Raw genomic sequence first — 24,615 nt, forward strand, 5'->3', positions numbered from 1 at the left:
CTCGAAAGCTATTTTGAAGAGAGGGTTTCGTTATCCTCTTCTTCACTTTCATTTTTTTCCATCACTTTGTGAATTACATCTTCATGAAACTCAGTAATGGCCTTGTTGTGAAACATGGGATATAATCTTTTGTCTCTAAATTTTGAGGCACTCTTATATCTTGTATAATGTATAATTTTAGTTTTGCCATCCTCTTCTGGGTAAAGCTGTATGTATTGTGTACCATGTGATTTGCCTTGAGCTAGGTAGCAAATTTTGATAAACTTCTCTTCATCATTTACCTCCATTATCTTTTGCCCAACTGGTATTTTTACTAAACCCATTACGAACTTCAAATTCCAAAATACAATTTGACCTTCTTTAATTCCATCATAGGAATCTGCAGAGTAGGAAAGCTTATTAGGGTCAGGAGAGAAAAGTAAACCAAACCTCACTTTGTTTTGATTATCCTCGGTGGGGCTAATGCTTTTATAAGTGCTCCAAACTTCATCAATTTCAGCATCTACCTCCATCACTTTGGTGTGTGACTGATAGCTTAAAGAGTCATTATCTTCGTAACAACTTGGTGCTAAGGCAGCAATATCAGCTGCTGATTCCAAGTCATAGCCATGAAGAAGCTTAACCACTTTTTTTCCTTTAACTCTGCTGAAATCAATATCCTCAGGATCGTGAGTAGGACCACCGGCAAAAGAGATTGCCGCGCATGTAAGTAAAATATATTTGAACATCTTAAAGTAGAGTGAATAAATCTAATTGCTGCAAAGATAACAAGCTTTAGGCCAATGTGTTCGAAGTTTCTTCAGGTCTATTTAATAGCCTTCTTATTTTGATGTCGAAAATCGCAAAAACCAATGTCATCAGTGGACTTAGATAATTGAAAACTGCATATGGTAAATAAGCAAAAGTACTTACGTCAAGTACTCCACTTTGGTAAGCACCGCAAGTATTCCAAGGTACGAGCACGGAGGTCACAGTGCCACTATCTTCTAAAGTACGACTCAGGTTTTCGGGCGCCAAGCCACGTTTGCGATAAGCATCAGCATACATGCGGCCGGGAACAACTATGGCCAAATATTGGTCGGAGGCGGTAACATTGATAAATACACAAGTACCAGCTGTGGTGGCAATCAATGAAGCGGTTCCCTTGGCCAACTTTAGCAAGGCACTGCTTATAACTGCTAAAAATCCGCAAGCTTCCATTACTCCGCCAAATACCATAGCGGCAATAATCAACCATACGGTGCTAAGCATTCCATACATACCGCCACTACTTAATAAGTCACTAAGCACAGGGTTTTTTGAAGGGTAGCTCATGCTCACGGTTAATGAATCCATAATAATCTTGTACGTCTGTAACCAGCTAAGTTGGTCGGTGCTTGCAATAGAGAGTAGCAGGTCGTGCTGAAAAATAGGGGCAAACAGAGCTCCGGCTAAAGTGCCGGCTAAGATGGCGGGCAGTGCTGGAATTTTGGCAACAATCAAACCAACCACAAGCAGTGGAACTAAAAATAGCCAAGGTGTGAGGTTAAACATGCCTTCAAGTTCGGTGAGCACAGGTTGAATATTATTCACATTTCCACTTGTCTCAAGGTTTAGACTCAGAATAATAAAAACGATAAGTGCCACCAGAAATGATGGCACTGTAGTATAAAGCATGTATCGGATATGCGTAAACAAATCGGTACCAGCCATAGCAGGAGCAAGATTGGTAGTATCCGAAAGTGGAGAGATTTTATCACCAAAATAAGCTCCAGAAATTACCGCACCAGCCACCATAGCTTCTGACATGCCAATGGCTTTTCCAATTCCAACGAGGGCAATTCCTACGGTTGCGGTGGTACTCCAGCTGCTTCCGGTTGCCAATGATACCAAGGCACAGATAATAGCAGCAGCGGGTAAGAATATTTCAGGACTTAAAATTTGCAAGCCATAATATATCATGGCCGGAACTACTCCGCTTATCATCCATGTTCCCGAAAGGGAGCCGATAAGCAAAAGTATAAGGATAGCGCCCGTGGTACTCTTTACCGATTTTTCAATTCCTTCAAGGATTTGCTTAAAAGAGAAGCCCTGAGTAACGCCAACTACCGCTGCGAAAGCTCCGGAAAGCAAGAGTATAAACTGATTAGACCCTGAAAGTGCATCATCGCCATACACCCCAATAACATTGATGCTCAGCATGAGTATGAGAAACATGATAGGAAGGAGGGCTATAAATAGGCTGGGGCGTTTTTTCATAATTGTTTGGAAAATGTTCGCAGTTTACAAAGATTTACCCAAACATAGAGTAGGCAGGACTAGCGAGGAGTTTAAAACTTCATCAAATTCGGTTGTATCAAATGAGTGGGTAAGCCCATTACCGTGAAGTAGGATCCTTCAATTTTCTCGATGGCCCACATACCAATCCACTCCTGAATGCCGTAAGCTCCGGCTTTATCAAATGGGCGGTAATGTTTGATGTAGTAGTCTATCTCTTCAATTGTGATTTCTTGAAAATACACTTTAGTGATATCGCTAAACACAATTGACTTTTCTTTTGAAAGCAGACAAACTCCGGTAATTACTTCATGGCTGGTGCCGGAAAGCTTTTGCAGCATTTCGCGGGCGTGTTCTTCATTTTCAGCTTTGGCTAATGATTCGCCTTTGCACCAAACTACGGTGTCGGATGTTAGTACAATTTCATCCTCCGAAAGATTGTCTTTAAAAGCCAGAGCTTTCTTTTCGGCTAGATGTTCTGCTATTTCCACGCCATTGAGCGAAGCATCATGTTCTTCATTTACCTCCATGGTGCGCACTTCAAAGTCGAAGCCAAGGTCTCGTAATAATTGTTGCCTGCGTGGCGATTTGCTGGCAAGGATTAGTTTTTTGTTGGGGGGTAAAAATTGCATGGGGTAAAAGTAGTTAGCATGGATTATAAAACTACGCGTTTGGAAACGCGGCAACGGGGATTACTGACGTATTTGATCAATCATAATGAAACCTGCATTTAACAATCCAAATTTCATTATCATCAGTTACTCTGTAAATGATTCGGTGTTCATCATCAATTCTTCTTGACCAAAAACCACGGTATTTAAATTTTAGAGGTTCGGGTTTTCCGATTCCTTCATACGGGGTTCTCGCTATTTCCTTGATGAGCCTATTTATTCGGGAAACCATTTTCTTATCGGTTTTCTGCCAGTATAGATAGTCTTCCCAGGATTCGTCAACAAAACACAGTTTCATTCCTCCGTCAGTTCCTTGGAAAATGACTGTCCATTTCTAAATTTAGCAATAGCCGAATCTAAGCGTTGTTCATTTTTGGCAGAAGAAAGCTCGTGTTGCGTAGCTTGTAGAGAATTGTATTCTTCAAGTGAGATTACCACCACTCCAGATTCTTTACCTCTGTTGATTATTAAGGTTTCAAAGTTTTGAGTGACTTTATTTAGATAGCTTTTTATGTCCTTCCTGAAGTCTGAGATATTTGTGGAAATCATGGTTTTGCATATTTTGTACAAATATATGTACAAAATATGATACATGTTTCATGGCTTTAGATTGAGGAGTTGGGAAATGCTTGAGGCATCAGGGGTGAAGGTTAAAAAACCACGTGTTTGGAAACGCACGGGAACGAGGGACTCTTAAAGATGTAATGCAAAAATAAGAGTAGAGTTAGGAATAAGGATATTCTTACAGAATAGTTTGTGGAGCAGGGATTGCAAATCCGCGCTAACGGGGATGTATTGGTTATAAGTGGAAAACCACACGAGAGGACTCGTGCGGCAGCGGGGGGTCTAAGCGGAGCTTTGGCGGGGTTTTACCCTCCTGTTATTATTTCATTTAAACTCAGCACAGAAATTCTAGGAGCACTCCTAATATCATCTCTTCTTTTCTTAATATCAGGTTCAATTTCCTTGAAGTTTCGAGGTCTACCATTGGTGTATAAACTTACATCCAGTAAATAAGCAGAATGCCTTTTTCCATCAGATGGAGCCGCACTTGTATTGCTATCGATGATATGGATAAAACGAAGGTCAATTAACTCTTTAATTATTCTTTTAACCGTTTCATCTTTATCAAGACTTTCATTTTCGATTAGAAACACATTTGTACGTTTATCAGTAAAGACTCTATCTCTAATACTTGACATGGTATTTTCTAAAATATTACTTTCCTCAATTGAGTCTTTCTCCAAAGCATTCTTTTTGTTTGTGTAGTTTTCAATTGCTACCTCACGTACGTTTGGAACATTGATTCGACTAGAATTTTCATTAAGTGTTGAGCAACACTTAATGAATAAAACTAGAAAGTCTCTAGGGACACCACCTGAGGCAATGCATAATTGTTCAAAAGCTTGGTCATTAAATATCTCGTTTACATCAATATTTGCACCTGAAGAGTTAATTGCGGCATCAAGTAAATCTTTCTTAAATCTTTTTAGCTCATTCCATTTGTCTAAAGTATAGTCGAGGTCAATATCATAGACATCGGCATTTAACTCCATTCCAATAAAGCTTTGATCTGTTTGTACATATAGATTAGTTCTATGTTTAACAGTACCAATTTTCAAATAAAAATTATTGGATTTAGATAGACGGTGGAAATAGTCAATTAGGTAAGGCTGAATTGACTTTGGGATGAAATAAAAGTCATCCAAAACGAGTATTATTTGTTTATCAGTTAATTCAGAAGCACGCTCAATTAAAGCTTTTATATCATCTATGGAAGTTTTTAAATCGTTTAGTTTATCAATTTTCCATTGATGCGCTATCTCACTTTCTGAGGTGTCCGAATAATTTAGGTTTGCTTCCAAGCCTTTTGCTTTAGTTCCCGCGGATCCACCTTCTTGTTTGGTTTCTTTATATTTCCGTTGTTCGTCAAGAGAATCAGGACTAGAAATTTTCTTTTTTAGCTCGGTAATTAAATTTTTTAGGTCTTTATTTAACTTCCTTTTGTTTAACCATTGTCCAAATGACCAAAATGAAATGTCTTTGTCAAGTTTACTGATTGTACCTTCAAAAAATCTAATCAGTACTTTAATGATGATATTAGGGAAGGTGATATCCTTATAGTCCTCTAAATTAACATAGATAGTGAAATTGTCATTCTCTGATTGTAATGTCTTTAAGAGGGTACTTTTACCAGCACCTCTTCTTCCAAAAACAACATAGTTTTGTTTACCATGAATTTTTGATTTGAAATTTCTAGGGTCAATAAACTCGATTCCAGATACTTTATCAGCCCTTGTGTTTTCCTCGATATATCGAATTAACTTTTGTATTTCTTTTAAATCCATATTTTACTTTACAGTGAGTAACTTGGGGCTAAACATTAATGAGTTTATATCCAATTACATAATTATTCTCTAAGCCTTATAAATACTGGGGATACCAAGGGTTAGGGTGGGGTTATTTCCGATTTGGGGTTAAAATCAGAAATGGAGAGTACACCAATGGTTGGCAGTTAGTTTTAAAGCTACACAATAATAAGAAAAGCCAGCCGAAAGAGAGCATCCTTTTGGCTGGCTTTATATTTTTTTTAAGGTTGAGGTTTTCTTAAAACTGCGCCTTCAGGGCCAGTGTAAACACCACCATACTTACAATTCCGGTGAGCATAATGAGCTTCATCAGTATGCTGGCTTTTTTAAAGTCCACCTTAGTTTTTGCGGTAAGTACCCTAAGAATGGTGAGCAGGATCGGAACGTTTACAAACAACAATAAGTAAGCGGAAGACACTACATCGCTTTGAAAAAGGTAAACGTTAAAGGCCCCGGTAAAGCACAGCAAGACTACCAGAAGGAGGGTAATTACATAGCGGATATAGTTTCGACCAACAATAATGGCCAATGTGCGATATCCTTCCTGGTCATCGCCTTCCACATCTTCGGCATCCTTTATTATTTCTCGAATAAAATTGGTGTAGAATGCAAAACCTGCATAGGCGCTAATCACGTAAAATATAGGCTGAATGATTTCGGCTGTTTCGGCATTGGCAGCAGGCAACACATCAAACAGAGCCACCAGAAAAACCGGTAATGCCGTAAGTAGCGATACCAAAATATTGCCAAGCAGCACACGCTTTTTTAGATCAATAGCATACAAGTACAATAATGCAATGGCTACCACAGGCAGCATCCATAAGCTTTGAAAACCAGCTGCTCCGGCCACCAAATAACCAGAAATAATGGCAATCACATTGAGCACACCATAAATTGTCCAGGCACCATTCAGCGTAAGCCCATTCCCAATAGCCATGCGCTCCGGCTTGTTGGTGGTATCTGCTTCTACATCATAAATATCATTGATTACATACCCGGCTGCAGCCAAAGTAATACTACACAATACGCCCAAAAAAAAGTAGGTGTGATTGAGTACATGAGGCACATTAAGGCTTTCGATAATAAAAAACCGAATGAGATATTGCACCAATGCAATAATGGCCAAATTGGGCCAGCGGATTATTTTGAAAAAGGCCAGCATTACCATGAAAAATCTTCGTCCAACATCCAATTATCCTGCAGCTTAAGCGTCTGCTCTATTACATCACGCACACAGCCTTCGCCACCTTTTTTTGGAGAAACATACTGTGCTATTTCCCGAATTTCAGGAACGGCATTAGCTGGTGCAGCACCGATTCCTGCCGAAAGCATAACGTGATAATCGGGAATATCATCTCCCATGTATAAAATGTTTTCAGGCTTCAATCCTGTGTGCTCATATACCGCAAGGAAATCTTTCCACGAGTCCATTTTGTGGCTGGAGCCCATGTAAATGTCAGTAAGTCCCAAGCGCTTCAAAGAAGCTTTTACACCTTCACATTTTCCGCCCGAAATTACCGCTACAATAAATCCCTTTTTTGCGGCAAGCTGCATGGCATAGCCGTCTTTGCTGTTTAAGTTGCGAATAGGTTCGCCATCAGGGCCAATCTGAAAAATGCCGCTGGTGAGTACACCGTCAATGTCAAATACAAAGGCTTTGATATGGTGGAGAAGCTCCTTATAATTTTTTGTCATAAGTATCTTGTATGCTTTTGGTAAGCAGTTTATAAATGTCAATAGTTGTATTGTCTTGCAGTAAGTCCAGATGTCGGTTTATGGTCGATTCATCATGCCGAATGGCGGGGCCAGTTTGCATGTCTTTCGCTGAAGTATGCTGTAAACTTTGCAGCGCATTTTCAAGCAGTGGCAAAAGTATTCTAAAATCTAAACCCGCATTATTCATCACTTCCTGGGCTTGGTAATGTAAGTGGTTGCTGAAATTATGAGCCAAAACAGCTGCCAAGTGCAAATGCGTACGTTCTTCAGAGTTTACCAAATTCCACTTTGCACCCATAAAGTCAATTACTTTTTTGAGTGCATCGAGTGTGGTTTCATTATTAGCCTCCAGGCAAAAGGGAATGGTAGAAGCATCAATTTCACTATGTCCTTTTAAGCTCATAAGAGGATAAAAAACACCGCGATTCGTATGCTTTTTAGCTATAGCTGAAAGAGGAGTGGCCCCCGAAACATGCGCTACAATAGTATTCGATGGCTCAATCTGTGAGCTCACTTCGGCAATAGCTTCATCATTCACACAAAGTAAAATGAGGTCAAATTCACCTGAGTTTTGATATACTTCCTCAAGCGCATGTGGGTTCAGTTTTCTACCAAACAATTTGGCTGCAAAGCCATGCGCCACAAACACAGAATGTAAATAGGAGCCAACATTGCCGGTACCTATTATCCCAATTTTATGAATGATTTTCATGTGGGCAAAGTTAGAAGGATAAATAGGATGGTAGCTGTTTTGGCTTTTCGAAATCTCAATGAAGTGGAGGTTCAAATAATCAGGGTATTATTGCTATGTAAAGAATTATATCTTTACTGTTTGCAATAAATTGAATACCATAACGCCCAACATTTTGAGAAGTAATGTTTTTGCTTTTTTAACTGTCCTTTTAAGTATTATGGCTTTTAAAGCCAATTCCGCCCACTTGGTAGGGGGGCATATAAGTTATACCTGCCTAGGCGGTAATAATTACGAAATACGTCTTAGAATATATAGAGACTGTGCCAGTGGTGGTGCCGCCTTTGATGCCAATGCAAGATTTGCCATCTATGAAACCAATAATACGGCTTCACCATTTGTAGTATTAAATCCAGCCAAGGGGCCTACTATTCCTGTTCCTGCAAACTCTACCGGAAATCCTTGTATAACTCCACCTCCGGGCCTGTGTACCGAATATGCAGAATATGTGGCCACGGCTACACTTCCACCAGTAGTAGGGGGTTACACGATTTCGCATCAACGCTGTTGTCGCAATGCTTCCATTAGTAATATAAATGCGGCTGCGGTAGGAAATACTTACACCACCACCATACCCAGTATGGATACCACTTGTAATAGTTCACCTGAATATACCAGCGTGGCTCCGATTGTGTTGTGCATCAATGAACCTCAAAATTTGAAACTGGATGTAAATGAAGCAGATGGAGATTCTTTGTATTTTGAGCTTTGCGACATACTAGAAGGAGGAGGGTCAGTAGGAGGTGCTGGTTGTGCTACTACAATTCCAAATCCACCATGTCCGCCACCTTATACACCTGTTACTTTTTTGCCGCCATATACTAGTAGTAATCCGATACCGGCAGTGCCAGCTATGGCTGTTGATCCACTAACTGGAGTTCTCACAGGTACACCTAATCAAATTGGCCAGTACGTTTTTGGGGTTTGCGTAAGCGAATATCGCAATGGGGTATTTATGAGCACCACGCGTTTAGATTATCAGTTCAACGTAACTTCCTGTATTACTAATGTGGTGAGCGATATGATTACTCCAGCTGAAGATCCAAACATATTGTGCGATGGCCTTACCGTTCAGTTTACTTCCGAAAGTGTGGGGGCCTTCGATTTGTTGTGGGATTTTGGAGATCCATCAACTACGGCCGATACATCTACCCAAACTAACCCTTCATACACCTACACTGTTCCTGGAAATTATACAGTACGCCTTATCGCCAACCCAGGTCTGCCTTGTGGCGATACCTTAGATATTGTTTTCCCGGTGAAATATGAGATCATTCCCAATTTCAGCGATAGTGGTGTTTACTGTTTTGAAGCTAATGAGGTGTACTTTAAAACTTTGGGTAACTATCCTGCCAACTCCACTTTTGATTGGAACTTTGGAGCTGACGCTAATTTCCCCACTTCACTTTTGCAAACGCCACCCCCTATTACCTGGACTTCTCCGGGAAAACACATTATTACGCTTACGCTTACCTATGGCTCCTGTGTGAAGGTTTTAAGGGATTCATTAGAACTGAGTAACCTATCGGTAGGCGTAGATGCTGGGCCTGACCAAACTATTGGAGAAGGTGAATTTGTGAATGTAAATGCTACTGGTGGAACTAATTATTATTGGTATTCCAACAGAGCGGTGGATTTTAGTGATCCGTTCAAAGCGTCAACTTCCGCCTTGCTCACCGAAGGTGATGATACGGTGAAACTTTACGTAAAGGTAACTGACCCCTTGGGCTGTGAAGGCCTGGATTCTATGACGGTAATTGTTTTTAGCGAAGATGGCCCCATCAATTTTATGACGCCCAATGGCGATGGATTGAATGAATATTTGGACTTGGGTGACCTGAACCCTGATGGCGATTGCTCAATTTTTATAATGAACCGATGGGGTTCAGAGGTTTATCGCGAAGATGATTATGGTAACGACTGGACTGGGGTAGACCGAGGTGGAAATGAATTATCAGATGGTACTTATTATTTTATTCTGCAATGTGGAAGTGAAATAAGGTACAAAGGGCCGATCACTTTAATGAGGTATTGATTTGTTGTTTTTATCTGAAAGCTTTAGGCTTGTTGCCTTGAGCTGCATTTTCTGCAATTTCAATGATTCTTTTGTGGCGCGTTTCGGGGCGCTTGGCAGACATTACCCAATGTAGTAGTATCTTCTTTGCAGATTTGCTCAAACCTTCAAAATAGTCTTTTGCATCGGGTATCGCTATCAGCTCAGCTTCCAAATCCTTTGGCATTATTAGCGCTTCTACTTCGTCCAAAATTGTCCATGAACCATTTTGCTTAGCAACTTCAACGCTTTGTAAACCGGCCTCCATCATTCGGTTCTCCGCAATGAGCTTATCTATCTTATCCTTATTGATTTTTGACCAATTGCTCTTTGCTTTTCGCTTGCTGAAGTATTGTTTATACTTCTCCTTGTCTATGGTTTTTTTGGTACTATCTATCCATCCAAAACAAAGCGCTTCATCTACCGCTTCGCTCCAAGTGAGGGACGGAACATCGGAGCTTACCTTGTAGAAAATTACCCAAACAAACTCTTCGCGCTGGTGATTGGCTGCTAGCCAGTCGTGCCATTCTTGGGATGAGGTAGGGGTGATGTGTTGAAGGTCTTTCATATTAAAACTTTAAAGTGATCTTTTCCTGATGGTCTCGAAGGTTTACCACATTATTTCCGTAGTCATCTTCCACGGTATCATTAGGGTATAAATGATAAATGCCAATCCTATTTGCATCAATATTTACATTGCCAAGCTTGGCGTAATATAGAAGCCACTCTGGAACAAAAGCCCAATCCATGTTTTCCATTTTAGCAATAGTTTCGGGGCTTTCAGCATCACCTGAAACAAAGATTGTTTTACCATGCCAGGTAATTAGATAGGAGCAATGGCTCAACGAAAAGCGGTGTTTGTTTTTATAAGCTTTTACAGAAAAGCTGTGCTCTGGGTTATTGATAATTTCTCCACCATTTCCTTCTTTTTTAGAAAACTTCCATGGGCCATATACTTCGCCCTCGTGTTGCCTAAGTAGTTTTCTGGAGTAATGATCTGCATGTTTATGTGTAAAGAGAAATAGGGAATTTTCTTTAATACTGTCCAGTTCTGACTCATCATAAATGGTGTAGCCAAAAGCACCGGGTTTGTACGGAAAGTCGAAATACACATTCAAATCCCCGTCCGTCATGTATAGCCCGGCATTGGCAATGTGCCTGATTGTAATTGCTCCATTTTGGCTGAAGCCAAGGAGAGAGACAAATAGAAGAGTTAGAGTAAGGAGGTTTTTCATTGAGTTTTTAGTTTGATTTACCACGCGTTCGGAAACGCGCGGGAACGGGTTTTTTCATTTGTAAAAGAAACAATAATTAGTTGAGAATAATTATAGGATAGCGAGGCTTAAAACTCGGTTCCACAAGTTTTACATTTATGAACGTTCTTCAGAAATATGGGAAATACTGAAAGTAATAAGGAAATAGTGGCCATTAAAATGCCGCCAACACTTTTCATAGACTTGAAACCAGAATAATAATTATCTGAACCGCATTTAGGGCACACAATTGTTTTGTCGTCATCATCAGTCACAGGATTCGATTCTATGCTTTGGAGAACTTCCAATGCATCAACCGCGTCATACGAATTGATCTTTAGTTTTATTCCACCCAGCGTTACATTGTACAGCGGATTCATAGATACCGTATGTTCATCAAAGAGATAGCAAGGGATGCCCTCACTTTCCAGTTTCGTTTTTAGAATGTGAGCTTCTACTGAGTTGTCAAAAGTTTTTAGGGTTTCTAGAGCCATGAGTTTACCTTAAGTAGATTTTTGCTTAAACGTTTTAATAATTATCCACGCAGTGGAGCTAGAACCTACGGGATCTTGGAAAATAATATCCTTGACCGAACCCGGGCTTAGTTCTTTTAATGTTTCAACTTTCAAGTTTGAAAGAGTATCATTATCCATAACAAGGAAAGTAGTAATGCCTTTAGCTTCATTTTCTTGAATCAAAATTATAGCTTGTTCGATGGCTTCTTTTCTGAAGTTTACTATTTCTTCTTCGGTATATTGGCTTTTTTCCCATTCGTAGATATCTTGGCTGTTGACTTTGTTCCTCCATTTCTGTTGTGAGATTTTTGATTCATGCTTAAGCCATGTTATAAATGCTAATGTGCATAGCAATCCGGCTCCGATTGCATAAAGCCGCTCTTTGTGTTTACGGTGATAGCCTTCCTTTTTTAAGCTCCAATCTGACAATACGGTTTTGGGCCATCTTAGAGCCATCCAGATCAAATTCAAAATTCCGAAGCTTTCAACAGCCCTTCGTTGTAGTTCCTTGTAATGTTCAATTTTGGCTTGTCTATCCCAAGCTTCAACTTTTATCCTTTGTTCTTCAGTACTTACGCCTCTTTCCGCCAGTTCATTTTTTGCGAATTTCACCGCTAAGGGATTCCAATCTTCAGGATAATTGGCAATTTTAATTAGCTCAGTTGTAGATCTGGATTGTATAGGGGGATTGAATTCCAAGTAAAATCAGTGATGTTTATTAAAGGTAAATATACATTCCGTAACAATCTTATAAGTGCGTAACGATAACTTTTCAACGAATTAACCATTCAACCAGTTAACATCTCCCAAAATCTTAAATTCGAAAACTAAAGCTAAAGTATGAGTGACAAAATAGGTTTGCGCGAAGCCATGTCAATCGGCATTGGAGGCATGGTAGGTGGTGGTATTTTTGCCGTGCTGGGTTTGGCGGTATCCATTGCTAAAGGAGGCACTCCGGTAGCGTTTCTTTTTGCGGGGCTCATTGCGCTGATTACTTCTTACAGTTATGTAAAACTTTCTTTGGCTTACTCCGATAGAGGCGGCACGGTGAAGTTTGTAAACGAAGGTTTTGGGCAAAGTACTTTTAGTGGAGCCATCAACAACTTACTGTGGGTGAGCTACATCATTATGTTGGCTTTGTATTCATCGGCTTTTGGTTCGTATGCGCCCAATCTGCTTAGCCTTACAGGCGATAGAGCTTTGGATGCACACTTATTTTCAAGTGCAATTATCATTATTGCTACACTAATCAATTATTATAGTATAAAGGTGGTTGGCGCCATCGAATCTTATGCGGTAATCATTAAGCTGGTGATACTTCTGGGCTTTGTTGTGATTGGTGCCTATGGCCTTTTGGGCAATGAAAATTTACCTCAATTGTCTCCCGAAAGCTGGGAAGCACCCTTTAATCTTTTGGTAGGCGGAATGGTGATTTTTGTGGCTTATGAAGGTTTTGAGCTTATCGCCAATGCCGCCCCTGATATTGAAAACCCTAAAAAGAATATTCCCAAAGCGTATTATTACTCGGTGGGTTTCGTGATTTTGCTATACATCATCATAGCAATAGTTACGGTGGGCTCATTGCCTTTTAGCGAAATAGCATCTGCCGAAGATTACGTTTTAGCCGAAGCTGCAAAACCGCTTTTGGGCCAAGTAGGTTTTACAATAATTACGGTAGCCGCGCTTATTTCCACCTTTTCGGCAATCAATGCATCCTTGTATGGCGGCACCCGTGTGAGCTTCGAAATAGCCCAGGATGATGAGCTTCCGCATGAACTCACGAGTAATCTTTGGAATCAGCCGGTTGGCTTGATGATTACAGCAGTAGTAACCTTAATAGCCGTAAACACGCTGGAGTTGAAAAGTATTTCCACCGCAGGTAGTGTGGGCTTCCTGCTCATTTTTGCGGTGGTAAATTTTGTGGGGTTCAAAAAAGCTTCAGCGATCAATGGAAATAAAGTAATTCCAATTAGCGGTTTTCTTTTTTGCAGTTTTGCTTTGGTAGCTCTTATTGTTCAGCAATATGGAGATAACCCAACGGGGGTGATTGTGGCTGTTTCGGTGGTGCTGATTTGTTTTGTAATGGAGTGGATATACAAAAGAAGTGAAGCTTGGAAGAGAAAAAAGAGTAGGGAGTAGGGGTATAGTGAAATTGTAATTCGGAGGAATATCTCCCGCTGGCGGGAGTACCCGCAGGGGGAGGGTGGATTGAAATGATTTGTTCATTTTGGCATTGCCCCAAAACGAACCAAAAGGTCTAGGCTGCTTGAATTTTTTCTAAAACCTACATTTCGCTTCACTGAAAAATAAAAGGCCTGCGGCTGCTTATTTTTCTACGTTTCGCTGCACTTGGTTTTTACAAAAAAAATCAAAAGGCCATTTTAAAACTAGGCTTACAGAGCAGATCTTTTTAGAATCTAATTACAGATTTTCCGTGCCAGACAGGCTACCGAATAACTATTCAACCAATTAACAAGTCAACTACTTCTCCCTCTTCACCCTCTGCCAAATAGCGATACCTGTACCAAATGCCATTAGGATACATCCTGCCCAAAGCAAATTAATCAATGGGAAAACGATGGCTTTCATTACGATAAAAGGCTTTTCATCTTCCGGTACTTTTGTCCAAAGCGTGATTTTGATTTTGTTGTTTTCGGTGTTTACATCACTAAAGCGAATTTTGAAACCCTGTTGCTCCATGTACACGTCTTCATGCGAAAGCATGTTTCCATCCAGAATGTATTCCGGAGCTACTTCATACGTTTCGCCAAGTACGTTTATGATGCGCATTTTGGCGGTAAGCTTAAGGAAGGCCATTTCACCCGTTTCTTCATTCATGGCTGCATTTACCTGCAAACTGTCCATCACTATAAAGTGCTGCTCATAAATTACCGTATCACCACGGTTAAACTCAGCTTCTACTTCACCAGAGTAGCCATCATCAGTGCGGGGCTCTAAGTAAGAAGAATAGGTAACGTGGGTATAAATATCTTTGTTCCAATAATGCTTGGTGCTGGGGTTTGGTGTAGGCCCCATTTGGTCGCTCATTTGCAGGAAAGGCTCCAAGGCAAAAGTCTCTTTCAGGCTGCCATCGGCTTGAGTATCGTAATAGGTTACATCGTAAAACTGTTTGTTGTCTTCATCACGCATTCCATTCCAAATGGCCATGTATTGCCCCAGCTTTACGGTGTCAGCAAGCTCAAGTAGTGCATTTTCATTTGATGGTAAATCTTCAGAAAGGAAAACATTGGTCTCACTAATTACTTCTTTTTTGGCATTAGAAATCAAAGAGCCAATAAGAATCATCGCAAAACCAACGTGAGCAATACTAGCACCTCCAATGGACATATTTCCGCGACCAATGCGCAACCAATAATCGATATTGCTCACCGTGGCAAATATTCCTGTAAAGAGAAGAATAAGGTAAAGTGGCTCTTGCCAAAAGTCATACGCTGTAGCGAAAAGGGCAGTAATACCAGCGCCTACCAAAATAGAAAGGCTGATATTTTTCCAAAACTTTTTGGCTGAAGTATGGCGGTAATTCAAAAACTGACCAAAGGCGATAAGCAATGCAATTACAATAGAAAAAGGAACCTGAAAGCTGTTGTAATGGTCAATAGCATCAAGAGGTGGAGCCATCTTATCACTCATCATAGGTACTAATCCTTCAGGGCCTATAAGCTGGTTTATCACAGGAATAGAAGTACTGAAGATAATCTGGAAAGCTGCAATTAAAAGCACAAGGCTACCGATAAACATCCAAAATTCACGAGAGCTCAGTTCATCGTCTTTCTTGCTTTTTGGAATGCCTTTGTATCTGTAAAAGAACATACCGAAAGCGATAACGATAAAGAATAGGAGGTAAATAAGGAGCTGGCCGCTCAATCCTAAATCCACAAAAGCATGAACGGATGAATCCCCAAGAACACCGCTTCTGGTTAGGAATGTACTGTACAGAATTAATAGGAAAGACAGCAAGGTCATGAAGAAAGCGCTGGTCAGTCCTGTCTTTCTGTTTTTTACGATAAGTAAAAGGTGAGCGGCACCTACCATCACAATCCAAGGAACGAGGGATGAGTTTTCTACCGGATCCCAAGCCCAGAATCCACCAAAGCTCAATGCTTCATAAGCCCAGGCGCCACCCATCAAAATACCAACTCCTAAAATAAGTACACTAAAATAAGCCCACGGAATAGCAGGCTTTACCCATCCTTTGTACTCTTTATTGAACAAAGCTGCCATTGCAAAGGCGAACGGCACAAGGGTAGAGGCAAACCCTAAAAACAGGGTTGGCGGGTGGATGGTCATCCAATAGTTTTGAAGCAAAGGATTAAGTCCGGTACCGTCCATAAAACCAGGGAAGCGCAGAAGGTAATCCGAAACTTCTGTCCACGGTAACCCAATGTTTTCGGGCACATTTCGCATAAGCACAAATGGGCTGCTTCCTATTTTTAAACCAAAAGGATAGATACCTAAAATCATGCTGGCCAAAAATGCCTGCACAAGCGCAAATACAATCATGGCGGGAGCTTCCCACTTTTTGGCGGTAAACATTAGGATTGTGCCTAATACAGCATGCCAGAAAAGCCAAAGGATAAAACTTCCTTCCTGGCCTTCCCAAAAGGCGCTAAACACATATTTGAACGGAAGTTCCATACTGGAGTGTTTCCACACATAATCGTACTCAAAGTAGTGACTGAGCAGGAGGTAGAAGAGCGTAAGAACGATGCCAAACACAGAGCCCACATGAACCAGAAAACTAACACGTGCTAGTTTCTTAAAAGAGTTCTGCTTGTTTTGTATAAAGAAATAATAAGCAATTGCGGCTACCACGGCACCAACAAAAGCTAGGCTCACAAAAAGACGTCCTAACTGACCGGGTAATAAATGTTCTCCTACGTACTCCATGTAATATTTTCTAAGGGCGGGGAAATTCTAAATCCGAAATGCTAAACTCTAAACAAGCACTAAACCGGAAAATTCAAATTTTTTTTTAAAAAAATAAGGGGGAAGAATACGTTAAATTATTGGGGTTATCTGTTGTAAAAACTTTAAACTTATAACCTTCAACTTTTAATTGGTCTTCGCCTAGTAAGTGCCGTATCCGGCTACCTCATTTTGCTCATTGTATTTTGAAGGGCACTTCATCAAAATTTCTTCAGCCACAAAGGCGCTATCGGTAGAATATCCCTTCATGGTAATTTCTTCACTACGTTCAAAATCCTGAGGCTTAGGTTGTGAGTAAAACACAGTACGTTTTTTACCTTCTTTATCAATAGCTGTAAACTCAAACTTATTGGCACGAGCATCGTAATTCATTGGCGCTTCTTTGTCCAGATAGCCGATTACGGTGTATTTAGTGCCGGGAGTTTCATCTGCTTTAGCAAATCCCACGTAAGTGGAGGCATCATTAATAGTAACCATAATAGCTCCGATGGCTACAGCAATAGTTACGATGATGGCAATGTGTGAACGTTTCATGTTTAAGCTTCTTTTTCCAGTTTTCTCAATTTGCGATCGATGCTGATGAGGTAAAGTGTAATTCCAACAAACAGTACGCAAAGCACCGCTACTACTACATATATTTTACCATTTGCACGCATGGCGTCCGCCATTTCTACTTCGGGCATTTGCGATTGTGCAGCCAGCATTCCGCTAAAAAGCATAGCACAAAAACCTAACCAATATTTTGACATTTTAAACATCTTTTTTCCAGAGTAATTTTTGATATCTGATTTTCAAGCTGGTAATCCATAAACCAATAAGTGTCCACCCGATAATTGCCGGATAAAACACAATGCGCATGGTTCCGTCAAGGTCATAGCCACCAAAACCAGGATTACCGCCATTGCCAGGATGAAGGCTATCGGTAAGCCTTGGGAGGATACCAATAAATACAATCATCATTACGTAGGCAAATATGTTGTACACAGCCGAAAGTCTCCCTCTTTTTTGAGGATCATCAACCGACCCTCTTAGCACAAAGTAGGCCAAATATATCAGCATGGTTACCGCAGTACCATTGAGTTTTGGGTCATTGGTCCACCAGGTTCCCCAAGTGAATTTTGCCCAAACAGCTCCTGTGAGCAGTCCGAGTGACGCCATAAAAAAACCAGTGATGGCCAATTCTTTTCCTTTTAGGTCAGCATACAAATCTCCATTGCGCAAATACTTGATGCTGTACACCAAAGAACTGGTCATCAAAATCACCATGGAAAACCACATGGTAACGTGAAAATAAAGGTTTCGAATGGTTTCGTTTAGGATAGGTAAACGGGGTACTTCACCCGTAAAACCAAAAACGATTGTATAGAGTACTAAAAGGACGCCAAGGGCTTTCCACCAGTGCTTTTTCATTCCATTTTTTTAGTCGCGCCAAAGGTAGGCAAATAACAAATAAGACAGAAGGCAAGTAACTACTGCCAACATCGATAAAACCAATAACAGCGGGGCATTAATGTCCCATGCAAAACCTGTAAGTGCCCGTATGCTCACCTTGCTAAGGGTAAGTACTTGTGGGTACAAAAGAGGTATGCTTAAGATTGCAGGCAAGGCTGGATTATCTCCGGCTTTTGCCGCTAAACCTGATACAAAAGTGAGGATAGCCGAAAACCCTGCGGATGCAATCAATAATATCGAAATAAAGGCGCCCGGGCTGGCAATGGGATTTCCCAACAAAAAGGTAAATACCAAAGTGGCCAACAGGCCAATACTGAACATATAAAAGAAGTTGTAAAGCGTTTTGCCAATAATGAGTACTTGAGGCTTTACCATCCCAAAGTAAAGTAGGAATCTGCGGTCGGCCTCATTTTGAAAACTACGGAAGGCCGCTTGTAGCGAGGCGAAGATTAAAATCACCCAAAAAAGAGCATTCCAAACTTCGGGAGTGATAACACCGCTAAATACGAGATAAGCCAGATATACAGTGGTAAGCACATAAAGTACTACACCCAAAAAGCTTTGCTTTCTACGCCATTCCAGCGTAAAGTTGAGCTTAAATATTTCCACTATCTGTACCAGCATCGGGCAAAGGTAGATTACAAATTAGGATGGGCATAATGATATTATTTAGAATCTCTCCAGATTGTAGCTTGTCGGTTAGAAATAATGATTTGGATTGTCAAAACATATTCCGCGTAAAGCGGTTATTTTGCATTACATCTTTTATAAAACAGACCATGAGAAATATAGTATTGGCTTTTGCAGGATTTGGAATTTTGACAGCTTGCAATCGAACTGAACCAACGGCAAGCGCAAGTCAGGAAACTGTAGAATTAGCTATAAACACTGAAAACACGATGGAAGAAATGAGTTTTTATGACTTTAAAACCAAAACCCTGACGGGTGAGGAGTTTGATTTTTCTAATCTACAAGGTAAGCGTGTACTGATTGTAAACACCGCTAGTGAGTGCGGTTTTACTCCGCAGTACGAACAGCTTCAAGAACTTTATAAAGAGTTTGGTGGAGAGAAATTCACCATTATTGGATTTCCATCAAATGATTTTGGAAAGCAGGAGCCGGGAAGCAATGAGGAAATTGCCACATTTTGCGAAAAAAATTACGGGGTTACTTTTCCTATGATGGACAAAACTCCGGTAAAGGGAGATGACCAACATGAAGTATATTCATGGCTTACCCACAAGGACCAAAATGGAGTGGATGATGCCAAGGTGAGTTGGAACTTCAACAAGTTTTTGGTAGACGAAAACGGAAAATGGGTGGCGCATTATGGTAGTAAGACTTCACCTTTGGATGAGGAGATTATGAATTTTGCAGAAGGGAAATAGTCCTGATGACGGAACATAAAAGAGAACTAAGCTCCCTAAAATGGGCCAGACGTTATGCCCAAATTTTGGATTCGAATTTCAAAATACCCGGCACTAATTTTAGTTTTGGGCTAGACCCAATAATTGGACTCATACCCGGATTAGGTGATGCCGTGTCCATGGGGTTTCAATTTCTGCTGGTAGTTTCTCTTTTGAGGAATGGCTCTAGCGGTGAGCTTCGCGCTAAGCTTATTTTGAATGTACTTTTGGATTCAGCCATTGGGGCCATTCCACTTATTGGCCAGATTTGGGATTTCTTTTACAAAGCCAATGAGCGCAACCTTCGGCTTACTCAAGAGTATTTGCTGGAAGATAAGCATCGGGGAAGTGGAAAAGGAATTTGGCTATCCGTTTTGGCACTTTTCATTATTACAATGGTAATGATAGTGTATGCATTTGTATGGTTTGTGAATTGGGTGGTGGGATTGTTTACCTAAAAATATGGGTCATTTTTGTTTATTTGCTCACAACATCAACGAACATATAATTCCTGAAATGAAAAAATACCTCTTTATTTTATTGATTACCGCGACCTCACAAATTGGTTTTGGACAAAAGAAAGACAAGGAAAAAGATATTCGAACTTTGCTGGAGCTTACAGGATCTGCCAAGCTAGGCATTCAGGCATTGGATAAAATGCTAGTTTCATTTAGAGATATTTACCCTAATGTGCCTACCGAGTTTTGGGAAGAGGTTCGTCAAGAGGTTAACCCAAATGATTTGGTAGATATGATAGTGCCTATTTACGATGACTATTATACTCTCGAAGACATACTAGCACTTATTGAATTTTACAAATCTGATATTGGTCAAAAGATGACACAGGTGCAATCTGGGATATTAGAAGATTCCATGAATGTGGGCAGAAAGTGGGGAGAAGACCTTGCAAAAAAGGTAGTGAAGAGAATGGAGAGAAAAGGTTATTAAGCCTTACGTGTTGCCCAGCGCTTTATTGATTATTTAACTCATTAGGGTTGGTATATAATTACCTCTCTCCAAAAGAGGGCAATGAAATGAAATAAGCCCGATTATCAATATCCTTTATGAAACGCCACTTTAGCATTAGCTGACTTTTTAACTCTCTAAAAACTACCTACTTTTGCGGCCATGAAGTGGAATGGAAAAAAAGTGGCGTTTCATACTTTGGGCTGCAAGCTCAATTTCTCGGAAACCAGCACCATAGCGCGTGATTTTAAAGCGAATGGTTTTGAAGAGGTTAACTTCTCGGAGCCTGCGGATGTTTATGTGATTAATACATGTTCGGTAACACACAATGCTGACAAAGAATGCAAGCATTGGGTAAAGCAAGCTTTGAAGGCAAATCCTGATGCATTTACAGTGATTGTTGGCTGCTATGCCCAATTGAAGCCCGAGGAAATTGCGGATATTCAAGGGGTGGATTTGGTACTTGGAGCTACCGAAAAATTCAAAATCACAGATTACTTGAATGATCTCACCAAAAATGATTTGGGCGAGGTGCATTCATGCGAAATAGATGAGGCCGACTTTTATGTTGGATCTTATTCTATTGGCGATCGTACCCGTGCTTTTCTAAAGGTTCAGGATGGTTGTGATTATAAATGTACCTATTGTACAATACCGTTGGCAAGAGGAATTTCAAGGAGTGATACCTTGGAAAATGTACTTTCAAACGCTCGTAAGATTGTAGAAGAAGGTGCTAAGGAGATTGTACTTACTGGAGTAAACATTGGTGACTATGGAAAAGGAGAGTTTGGCAATAAACGCCATGAACATACCTTTTTAGAACTCGTTCAAGCTTTGGATGAAGTGGAAGGAATAGATAGATTTAGGATTTCATCAATTGAGCCAAATCTTCTAAAGGATGAAACCATAAGGTTTGTGGGGCAGTCCAAGCGATTTGTACCACATTTTCATATTCCACTGCAAAGTGGCTCTAACGAATTGCTTAAAAAAATGCGTAGACGCTATCAGTCTGAATTGTATTCAGAACGTGTGGCTACAATCAAAAGCTTCATTCCTGATTGCTGCATAGGAGTTGATGTTATCACCGGATTTCCTGGTGAGACAGAGGAACTCTTTATGGAAACCTATAATTTTCTAAATGACCTTGACATAAGCTACCTTCATGTATTTACCTACAGCGAGCGTGATAATACGCTTGCCGCAGAAATGGATGGAGCAGTAGATTATGCTGTTCGCAAAAAAAGAAGCAAAATGCTACGTGTACTTTCGGCCAAAAAGCGAAGAGCATTTTACGAAAGTCAGCTGGGCACAAGTCGTGAAGTGCTTTTTGAAGGGAACTTTAAAGATGGTTACATTACAGGTTTTACTGAAAACTATGTGAAGGTAAAAACACATTGGGATCCTGAATTGGTAAACACACGTAAAAAGATAATTCTAAAAGATATTGGTGAAGATGGTATTGTTCGATTTGAGGAAGCTATTCCTGAAATGGTGAATGCCTAAGCCAATAAACCCAAACCATATGTTGCAACTTAAGGAGCTATTACAAGCTGTAGAAGATATTACCAGAAGCACTGGTGATTTTATTTTGAAGGAGAGAAATAGTGTTTCTGCAGAAGAAGTGGAGCTTAAAAGCCTGAATAGCTTGGTGAGTTATGTAGATAAAACTGCCGAAAAAATGATCGTGGATGGTGTAAAGCCATTGATTTCAGAAGCTGGTTTTATTGCTGAAGAAGACACGGAATCTATTCGCGGTAAGCGCTACAATTGGGTGATTGACCCACTAGATGGCACCACTAACTTTCTACACAATCTTCCTGTTTTTGCTATTTCCATAGCTTTAATGGATGGTGATGAGGTAGTGCTTGGTGTTGTTTACGAGCTAGGCCAAAAGGAAATGTTTAGCGCCACAAAAGGAGGAGGGGCATCCTTAAATGGTAAGCCCATTCAGGTGAAAAAAACCGCTGAGCTAAAGGATACACTTTTGGCTACAGGTTTTCCTTATTATGATTTTGACAGAATGAAAAGCTTTCTGAATTTACTGAGCCAGCTTTTTACAAAAACAAGAGGAGTAAGGCGACTAGGTTCTGCTGCTACCGATTTGGCCTATGTGGCTTGCGGCCGTTTTGATGGCTTTTTTGAATATGGACTTAGTCCATGGGATGTAGCGGCAGGTGCACTACTAGTAACCGAAGCAGGTGGCAAAGTGACTGATTATTCCAAAGGAGATAACTTTCTATTTGGAGGTGAAATTTTAGCCTGCTCTTCGGCAATGTTTGATGAGTTATATACAGAGGTGAGTGAACACATGCAAGGTGATTCATGAAGCTTTATTTAATTAGTGGACTAGGTGCTGATAGGCGAGTTTTTGAGCGGCTAAAACTTAATGCCGATGTTATCCACATTTCTTGGAAAATGCCATTAGATAATGAGTCTCTTTCAAGTTATGTCCAAAGACTTAGTTCTAAAATTGACACTTCAGAAGATTTTTGTTTGGGTGGTTTAAGTTTTGGGGGAGTGTGCGCTCAGGAAATTACTAAAACACTTAAACCCGAAAAATTGGTTTTGATTTCAACTGTCAAAAATCAAAATGAGTTTCCCTTACGCATTAGATTGGCCTTCAGGACTGGATTGTATAAACTTGTTCCCAATGTTGTATTCAAGAAACTGGCATTTAGCTTGAGCCGGATTTTGACCTTAACTGGCAAAAATGCAGATGTAAAATTTAAAAGTATGGTTGCTCAAATTGACAAAAAGGTTTTTGGATGGTCAATAGATAAAATGGCAAACTGGGATGGTGCAGGTGACTTTCCATATTTGCACATTCATGGTACGGCTGAAAGATTACTTCCCGCCAAAAACATAAAAAACGCCACCCTGATAAAAGGTGGCGGTCATTTAATGGTATTGAATAATCCGAAAGAAATATCTGATTTGATCAATCGATATTTAGAAAGTTAATATCGGTACGAAAGTCCACAACTCATAAAGCCTCGAGCACCAAAACCTAATTCAAGGAATCCTCCAAACTTATCTCCAAAGCGAAGACCCAATCCATTTACATGAATGGTAGGCTGTTTGTAAGATTCATTTTCACTGGTATTTACGGAATGTTCTTCATTAAGAAAACTCAAACCAAAGCTGGCGCCTGAATACATTTCAAATTTACCATCGGCAGCAGTAAGCCAGTTTATTCTTAGCTCTGGCATAAAACTGAACACATCAATGGTTACAGTTTCAAGGGGGTAAATTCCTGTATTAGGGTCGGGGTTTCCATAAAATGCCTTGTTGGTAGATAGCTGTTGGTAACCAAGGTTTACACCAACTTCCAACTTTTTGTATCTAAAAAAGGATACATCGGCAAAAAATACTGGAGATGAGTTATCACTAGTTTCCCAGCCAATTGTAGTAGTGGTAGTTGATGGGTTGTAATAATAATTATTAGGATTATCTTCAAAACCAACGATGTATTTATCATTGAGACTAAAGACTCCAATAGAAACTTCCGCTCTTAAGAAGCCGATTTCAGTAACTTGACTAAATAGTGGAAAAGCAGAAATAGTAAGGATGCCTAGAGTGATAAGCTTTTTCATAATACTATAGTTTTGAGGTTAGCTAATTACAATCTAAGGGATAGCCCTGCACGCATGAGGCCTTTGGTACCAAAGCCCACTTCCATAAATCCGCCAAACTTATTTCCTAAACGAATTCCGAATCCTGTAATATCAAAAGCTGGAATAAGATAGGAGTCATCTCTAAAGGTTTGAACCTCATAATCTTCCCTAACATTAGTGAGGCCTAATCCAAATGAAGAGTACATTTCAAATTTATTATCCTCCGAGCTGACCCAATTTAGTCGCACATTGGGAATGAAGGTAAGATATGTCACATCCAGATTGTCTTCAATGTTTATCCCAGTATTATAATCAAAACTATACACGGGATTTGAGATATAAGCTTTTTGATAGCCAGCGGAAACCCCTACTTCGAGTTTCTTGTATCTAAAAAACGAAATTCCCAGAAAGTAAGTTCCTGTGGCATTTTTGCCCCATACGCCACTGGTGGGATATTCAATATCTGTAAAGATATCTTTAGTAGTGTATATGCCTGCCGTAGCCTCTAGTCGTAAAAAACCCATTTCTGACTCATTAGAGGATTGTGCCTGCACTATTTCCGAACCTAAAGAGGTGATAAATAGAAGAGCAAAAAGTTTCTTCATCGTTTAGTTTAATTTGTTTCTAATTTCCTAACGATGAAAGG

Annotated in this window: 28 protein-coding genes; 8 read left to right on the forward strand and 20 right to left on the reverse strand. The window is 40.2% G+C overall.

All coding sequences use genetic code 11. The features are described from left to right. Positions 1-8 precede the first annotated feature (8 nt). The 9 genes from OWEHO_RS00885 to OWEHO_RS00925 form a co-directional block, all read right to left on the reverse strand. Positions 9-728: a hypothetical protein gene (locus OWEHO_RS00885; protein ID WP_014200560.1), complete on the reverse strand. Its 720-nt coding sequence runs from the start codon at positions 726-728 to the stop codon at positions 9-11. A 46-nt stretch (positions 729-774) separates the two neighbouring features. After that, a complete protein-coding gene (gene nhaC / locus OWEHO_RS00890) occupies positions 775-2,238 on the reverse strand; it encodes a Na+/H+ antiporter NhaC (RefSeq protein WP_014200561.1) in 1,464 nt (487 codons plus the stop codon). A gap of 71 nt (positions 2,239-2,309) precedes the next feature. Then, entirely contained in the window at positions 2,310-2,888 is a 579-nt protein-coding gene (locus OWEHO_RS00895) for a Maf family nucleotide pyrophosphatase (protein WP_014200562.1), read from the reverse strand. Positions 2,889-2,964: 76 nt separating this feature from the next. Beyond that, entirely contained in the window at positions 2,965-3,225 is a 261-nt protein-coding gene (locus tag OWEHO_RS00900; protein ID WP_014200563.1) for a Txe/YoeB family addiction module toxin, read from the reverse strand. Further along, entirely contained in the window at positions 3,222-3,476 is a 255-nt protein-coding gene (locus tag OWEHO_RS00905; RefSeq protein ID WP_014200564.1) for a type II toxin-antitoxin system Phd/YefM family antitoxin, read from the reverse strand. The genes OWEHO_RS00900 and OWEHO_RS00905 overlap by 4 nt, the downstream gene beginning before the upstream one ends. A gap of 320 nt (positions 3,477-3,796) precedes the next feature. Next, complete coding sequence (locus OWEHO_RS00910) at positions 3,797-5,275, reverse strand: P-loop ATPase, Sll1717 family (RefSeq protein WP_014200565.1); 1,479 nt, start codon at positions 5,273-5,275, stop codon at positions 3,797-3,799. 259 nt (positions 5,276-5,534) lie between these two features. Next, positions 5,535-6,458, reverse strand: a complete 924-nt coding sequence (locus OWEHO_RS00915) for a geranylgeranylglycerol-phosphate geranylgeranyltransferase (RefSeq protein ID WP_014200566.1) — start codon at positions 6,456-6,458, stop codon at positions 5,535-5,537. Further along, positions 6,458-6,991, reverse strand: a complete 534-nt coding sequence (locus tag OWEHO_RS00920) for a KdsC family phosphatase (RefSeq protein WP_014200567.1) — start codon at positions 6,989-6,991, stop codon at positions 6,458-6,460. Before OWEHO_RS00920 ends, OWEHO_RS00915 begins: the two co-directional genes overlap by 1 nt. Further along, positions 6,975-7,724 (reverse strand): Rossmann-like and DUF2520 domain-containing protein, encoded by a 750-nt coding sequence (locus OWEHO_RS00925; RefSeq protein WP_014200568.1) that lies wholly within the window; start codon positions 7,722-7,724, stop codon positions 6,975-6,977. Before OWEHO_RS00925 ends, OWEHO_RS00920 begins: the two co-directional genes overlap by 17 nt. Before the next feature lie 199 nt (positions 7,725-7,923). Between OWEHO_RS00925 and OWEHO_RS00930 the strand changes: the two genes are divergently transcribed. Continuing rightward, a complete protein-coding gene (locus OWEHO_RS00930; protein ID WP_014200569.1) occupies positions 7,924-9,798 on the forward strand; it encodes a T9SS type B sorting domain-containing protein in 1,875 nt (624 codons plus the stop codon). A 10-nt stretch (positions 9,799-9,808) separates the two neighbouring features. Here OWEHO_RS00930 and OWEHO_RS00935 read toward each other — a convergent pair whose 3' ends face one another. The 4 genes from OWEHO_RS00935 to OWEHO_RS00950 form a co-directional block, all read right to left on the reverse strand. Next, the gene (locus OWEHO_RS00935; RefSeq protein WP_014200570.1) at positions 9,809-10,384 is read right to left on the reverse strand and encodes a YdeI/OmpD-associated family protein; all 576 of its coding nucleotides are present in this window, start codon (positions 10,382-10,384) and stop codon (positions 9,809-9,811) included. A gap of 1 nt (position 10,385) precedes the next feature. Continuing rightward, positions 10,386-11,051: an MBL fold metallo-hydrolase gene (locus OWEHO_RS00940; RefSeq protein ID WP_014200571.1), complete on the reverse strand. Its 666-nt coding sequence runs from the start codon at positions 11,049-11,051 to the stop codon at positions 10,386-10,388. Between the two features lie 107 nt (positions 11,052-11,158). Then, on the reverse strand, positions 11,159-11,563 hold the full coding sequence (locus OWEHO_RS00945; protein ID WP_014200572.1) for a putative signal transducing protein: 405 nt from the start codon (positions 11,561-11,563) through the stop codon (positions 11,159-11,161). Between the two features lie 9 nt (positions 11,564-11,572). Further along, the gene (locus tag OWEHO_RS00950) at positions 11,573-12,283 is read right to left on the reverse strand and encodes a hypothetical protein (protein ID WP_014200573.1); all 711 of its coding nucleotides are present in this window, start codon (positions 12,281-12,283) and stop codon (positions 11,573-11,575) included. Positions 12,284-12,424: 141 nt separating this feature from the next. Between OWEHO_RS00950 and OWEHO_RS00955 the strand changes: the two genes are divergently transcribed. Next, positions 12,425-13,723: an APC family permease gene (locus OWEHO_RS00955; protein ID WP_014200574.1), complete on the forward strand. Its 1,299-nt coding sequence runs from the start codon at positions 12,425-12,427 to the stop codon at positions 13,721-13,723. 342 nt (positions 13,724-14,065) lie between these two features. Here the strand turns inward: OWEHO_RS00955 and ccsA (OWEHO_RS00960) are convergent, their stop codons facing one another. From ccsA (OWEHO_RS00960) to OWEHO_RS00980, 5 genes are all read right to left on the reverse strand, one after another. Beyond that, a complete protein-coding gene (ccsA, locus tag OWEHO_RS00960) occupies positions 14,066-16,492 on the reverse strand; it encodes a cytochrome c biogenesis protein CcsA (protein WP_014200575.1) in 2,427 nt (808 codons plus the stop codon). Between the two features lie 180 nt (positions 16,493-16,672). Further along, positions 16,673-17,065 (reverse strand): cytochrome c maturation protein CcmE domain-containing protein, encoded by a 393-nt coding sequence (locus OWEHO_RS00965; RefSeq protein WP_014200576.1) that lies wholly within the window; start codon positions 17,063-17,065, stop codon positions 16,673-16,675. Between the two features lie 2 nt (positions 17,066-17,067). Continuing rightward, positions 17,068-17,280, reverse strand: a complete 213-nt coding sequence (locus OWEHO_RS00970; protein WP_014200577.1) for a CcmD family protein — start codon at positions 17,278-17,280, stop codon at positions 17,068-17,070. A gap of 1 nt (position 17,281) precedes the next feature. Further along, positions 17,282-17,941, reverse strand: coding sequence for a cytochrome c biogenesis protein CcsA (gene ccsA / locus OWEHO_RS00975; protein ID WP_014200578.1), 660 nt, complete (start codon positions 17,939-17,941; stop codon positions 17,282-17,284). 9 nt (positions 17,942-17,950) lie between these two features. Beyond that, positions 17,951-18,607 (reverse strand): heme exporter protein CcmB, encoded by a 657-nt coding sequence (locus OWEHO_RS00980; protein ID WP_014200579.1) that lies wholly within the window; start codon positions 18,605-18,607, stop codon positions 17,951-17,953. Positions 18,608-18,762: 155 nt separating this feature from the next. On the opposite strand from OWEHO_RS00980, the gene OWEHO_RS00985 reads away from it, so the two are divergent. The 6 genes from OWEHO_RS00985 to OWEHO_RS01010 all read left to right on the forward strand — a co-directional run bounded on the left by OWEHO_RS00985 (position 18,763) and on the right by OWEHO_RS01010 (position 23,316). Beyond that, positions 18,763-19,371, forward strand: coding sequence for a glutathione peroxidase (locus OWEHO_RS00985; RefSeq protein WP_014200580.1), 609 nt, complete (start codon positions 18,763-18,765; stop codon positions 19,369-19,371). A 5-nt stretch (positions 19,372-19,376) separates the two neighbouring features. Continuing rightward, positions 19,377-19,847 carry a DUF4112 domain-containing protein gene (locus OWEHO_RS00990; protein ID WP_014200581.1) on the forward strand — a complete coding sequence of 157 codons (471 nt, stop codon included), beginning with the start codon at positions 19,377-19,379 and terminating at the stop codon, positions 19,845-19,847. Positions 19,848-19,905: 58 nt separating this feature from the next. Then, complete coding sequence (locus tag OWEHO_RS00995; RefSeq protein WP_169312746.1) at positions 19,906-20,337, forward strand: DUF2059 domain-containing protein; 432 nt, start codon at positions 19,906-19,908, stop codon at positions 20,335-20,337. 180 nt (positions 20,338-20,517) lie between these two features. Beyond that, positions 20,518-21,858 (forward strand): tRNA (N(6)-L-threonylcarbamoyladenosine(37)-C(2))-methylthiotransferase MtaB, encoded by a 1,341-nt coding sequence (gene mtaB, locus OWEHO_RS01000; protein WP_014200583.1) that lies wholly within the window; start codon positions 20,518-20,520, stop codon positions 21,856-21,858. Between the two features lie 19 nt (positions 21,859-21,877). Continuing rightward, a complete protein-coding gene (locus OWEHO_RS01005) occupies positions 21,878-22,681 on the forward strand; it encodes an inositol monophosphatase family protein (protein WP_041627770.1) in 804 nt (267 codons plus the stop codon). Then, positions 22,678-23,316: an alpha/beta fold hydrolase gene (locus OWEHO_RS01010; protein ID WP_014200585.1), complete on the forward strand. Its 639-nt coding sequence runs from the start codon at positions 22,678-22,680 to the stop codon at positions 23,314-23,316. The genes OWEHO_RS01005 and OWEHO_RS01010 overlap by 4 nt, the downstream gene beginning before the upstream one ends. Here OWEHO_RS01010 and OWEHO_RS01015 read toward each other — a convergent pair. Next, positions 23,313-23,948 (reverse strand): hypothetical protein, encoded by a 636-nt coding sequence (locus OWEHO_RS01015; protein ID WP_014200586.1) that lies wholly within the window; start codon positions 23,946-23,948, stop codon positions 23,313-23,315. The genes OWEHO_RS01010 and OWEHO_RS01015 overlap by 4 nt on opposite strands. A gap of 26 nt (positions 23,949-23,974) precedes the next feature. Further along, positions 23,975-24,574 carry a hypothetical protein gene (locus OWEHO_RS01020; protein ID WP_014200587.1) on the reverse strand — a complete coding sequence of 200 codons (600 nt, stop codon included), beginning with the start codon at positions 24,572-24,574 and terminating at the stop codon, positions 23,975-23,977. Between the last annotated feature and the right edge of the window lie 41 nt (positions 24,575-24,615).

The sequence above is a fragment of the Owenweeksia hongkongensis DSM 17368 genome (assembly GCF_000236705.1).
GTDB lineage: Bacteria > Bacteroidota > Bacteroidia > Flavobacteriales > Schleiferiaceae > Owenweeksia > Owenweeksia hongkongensis.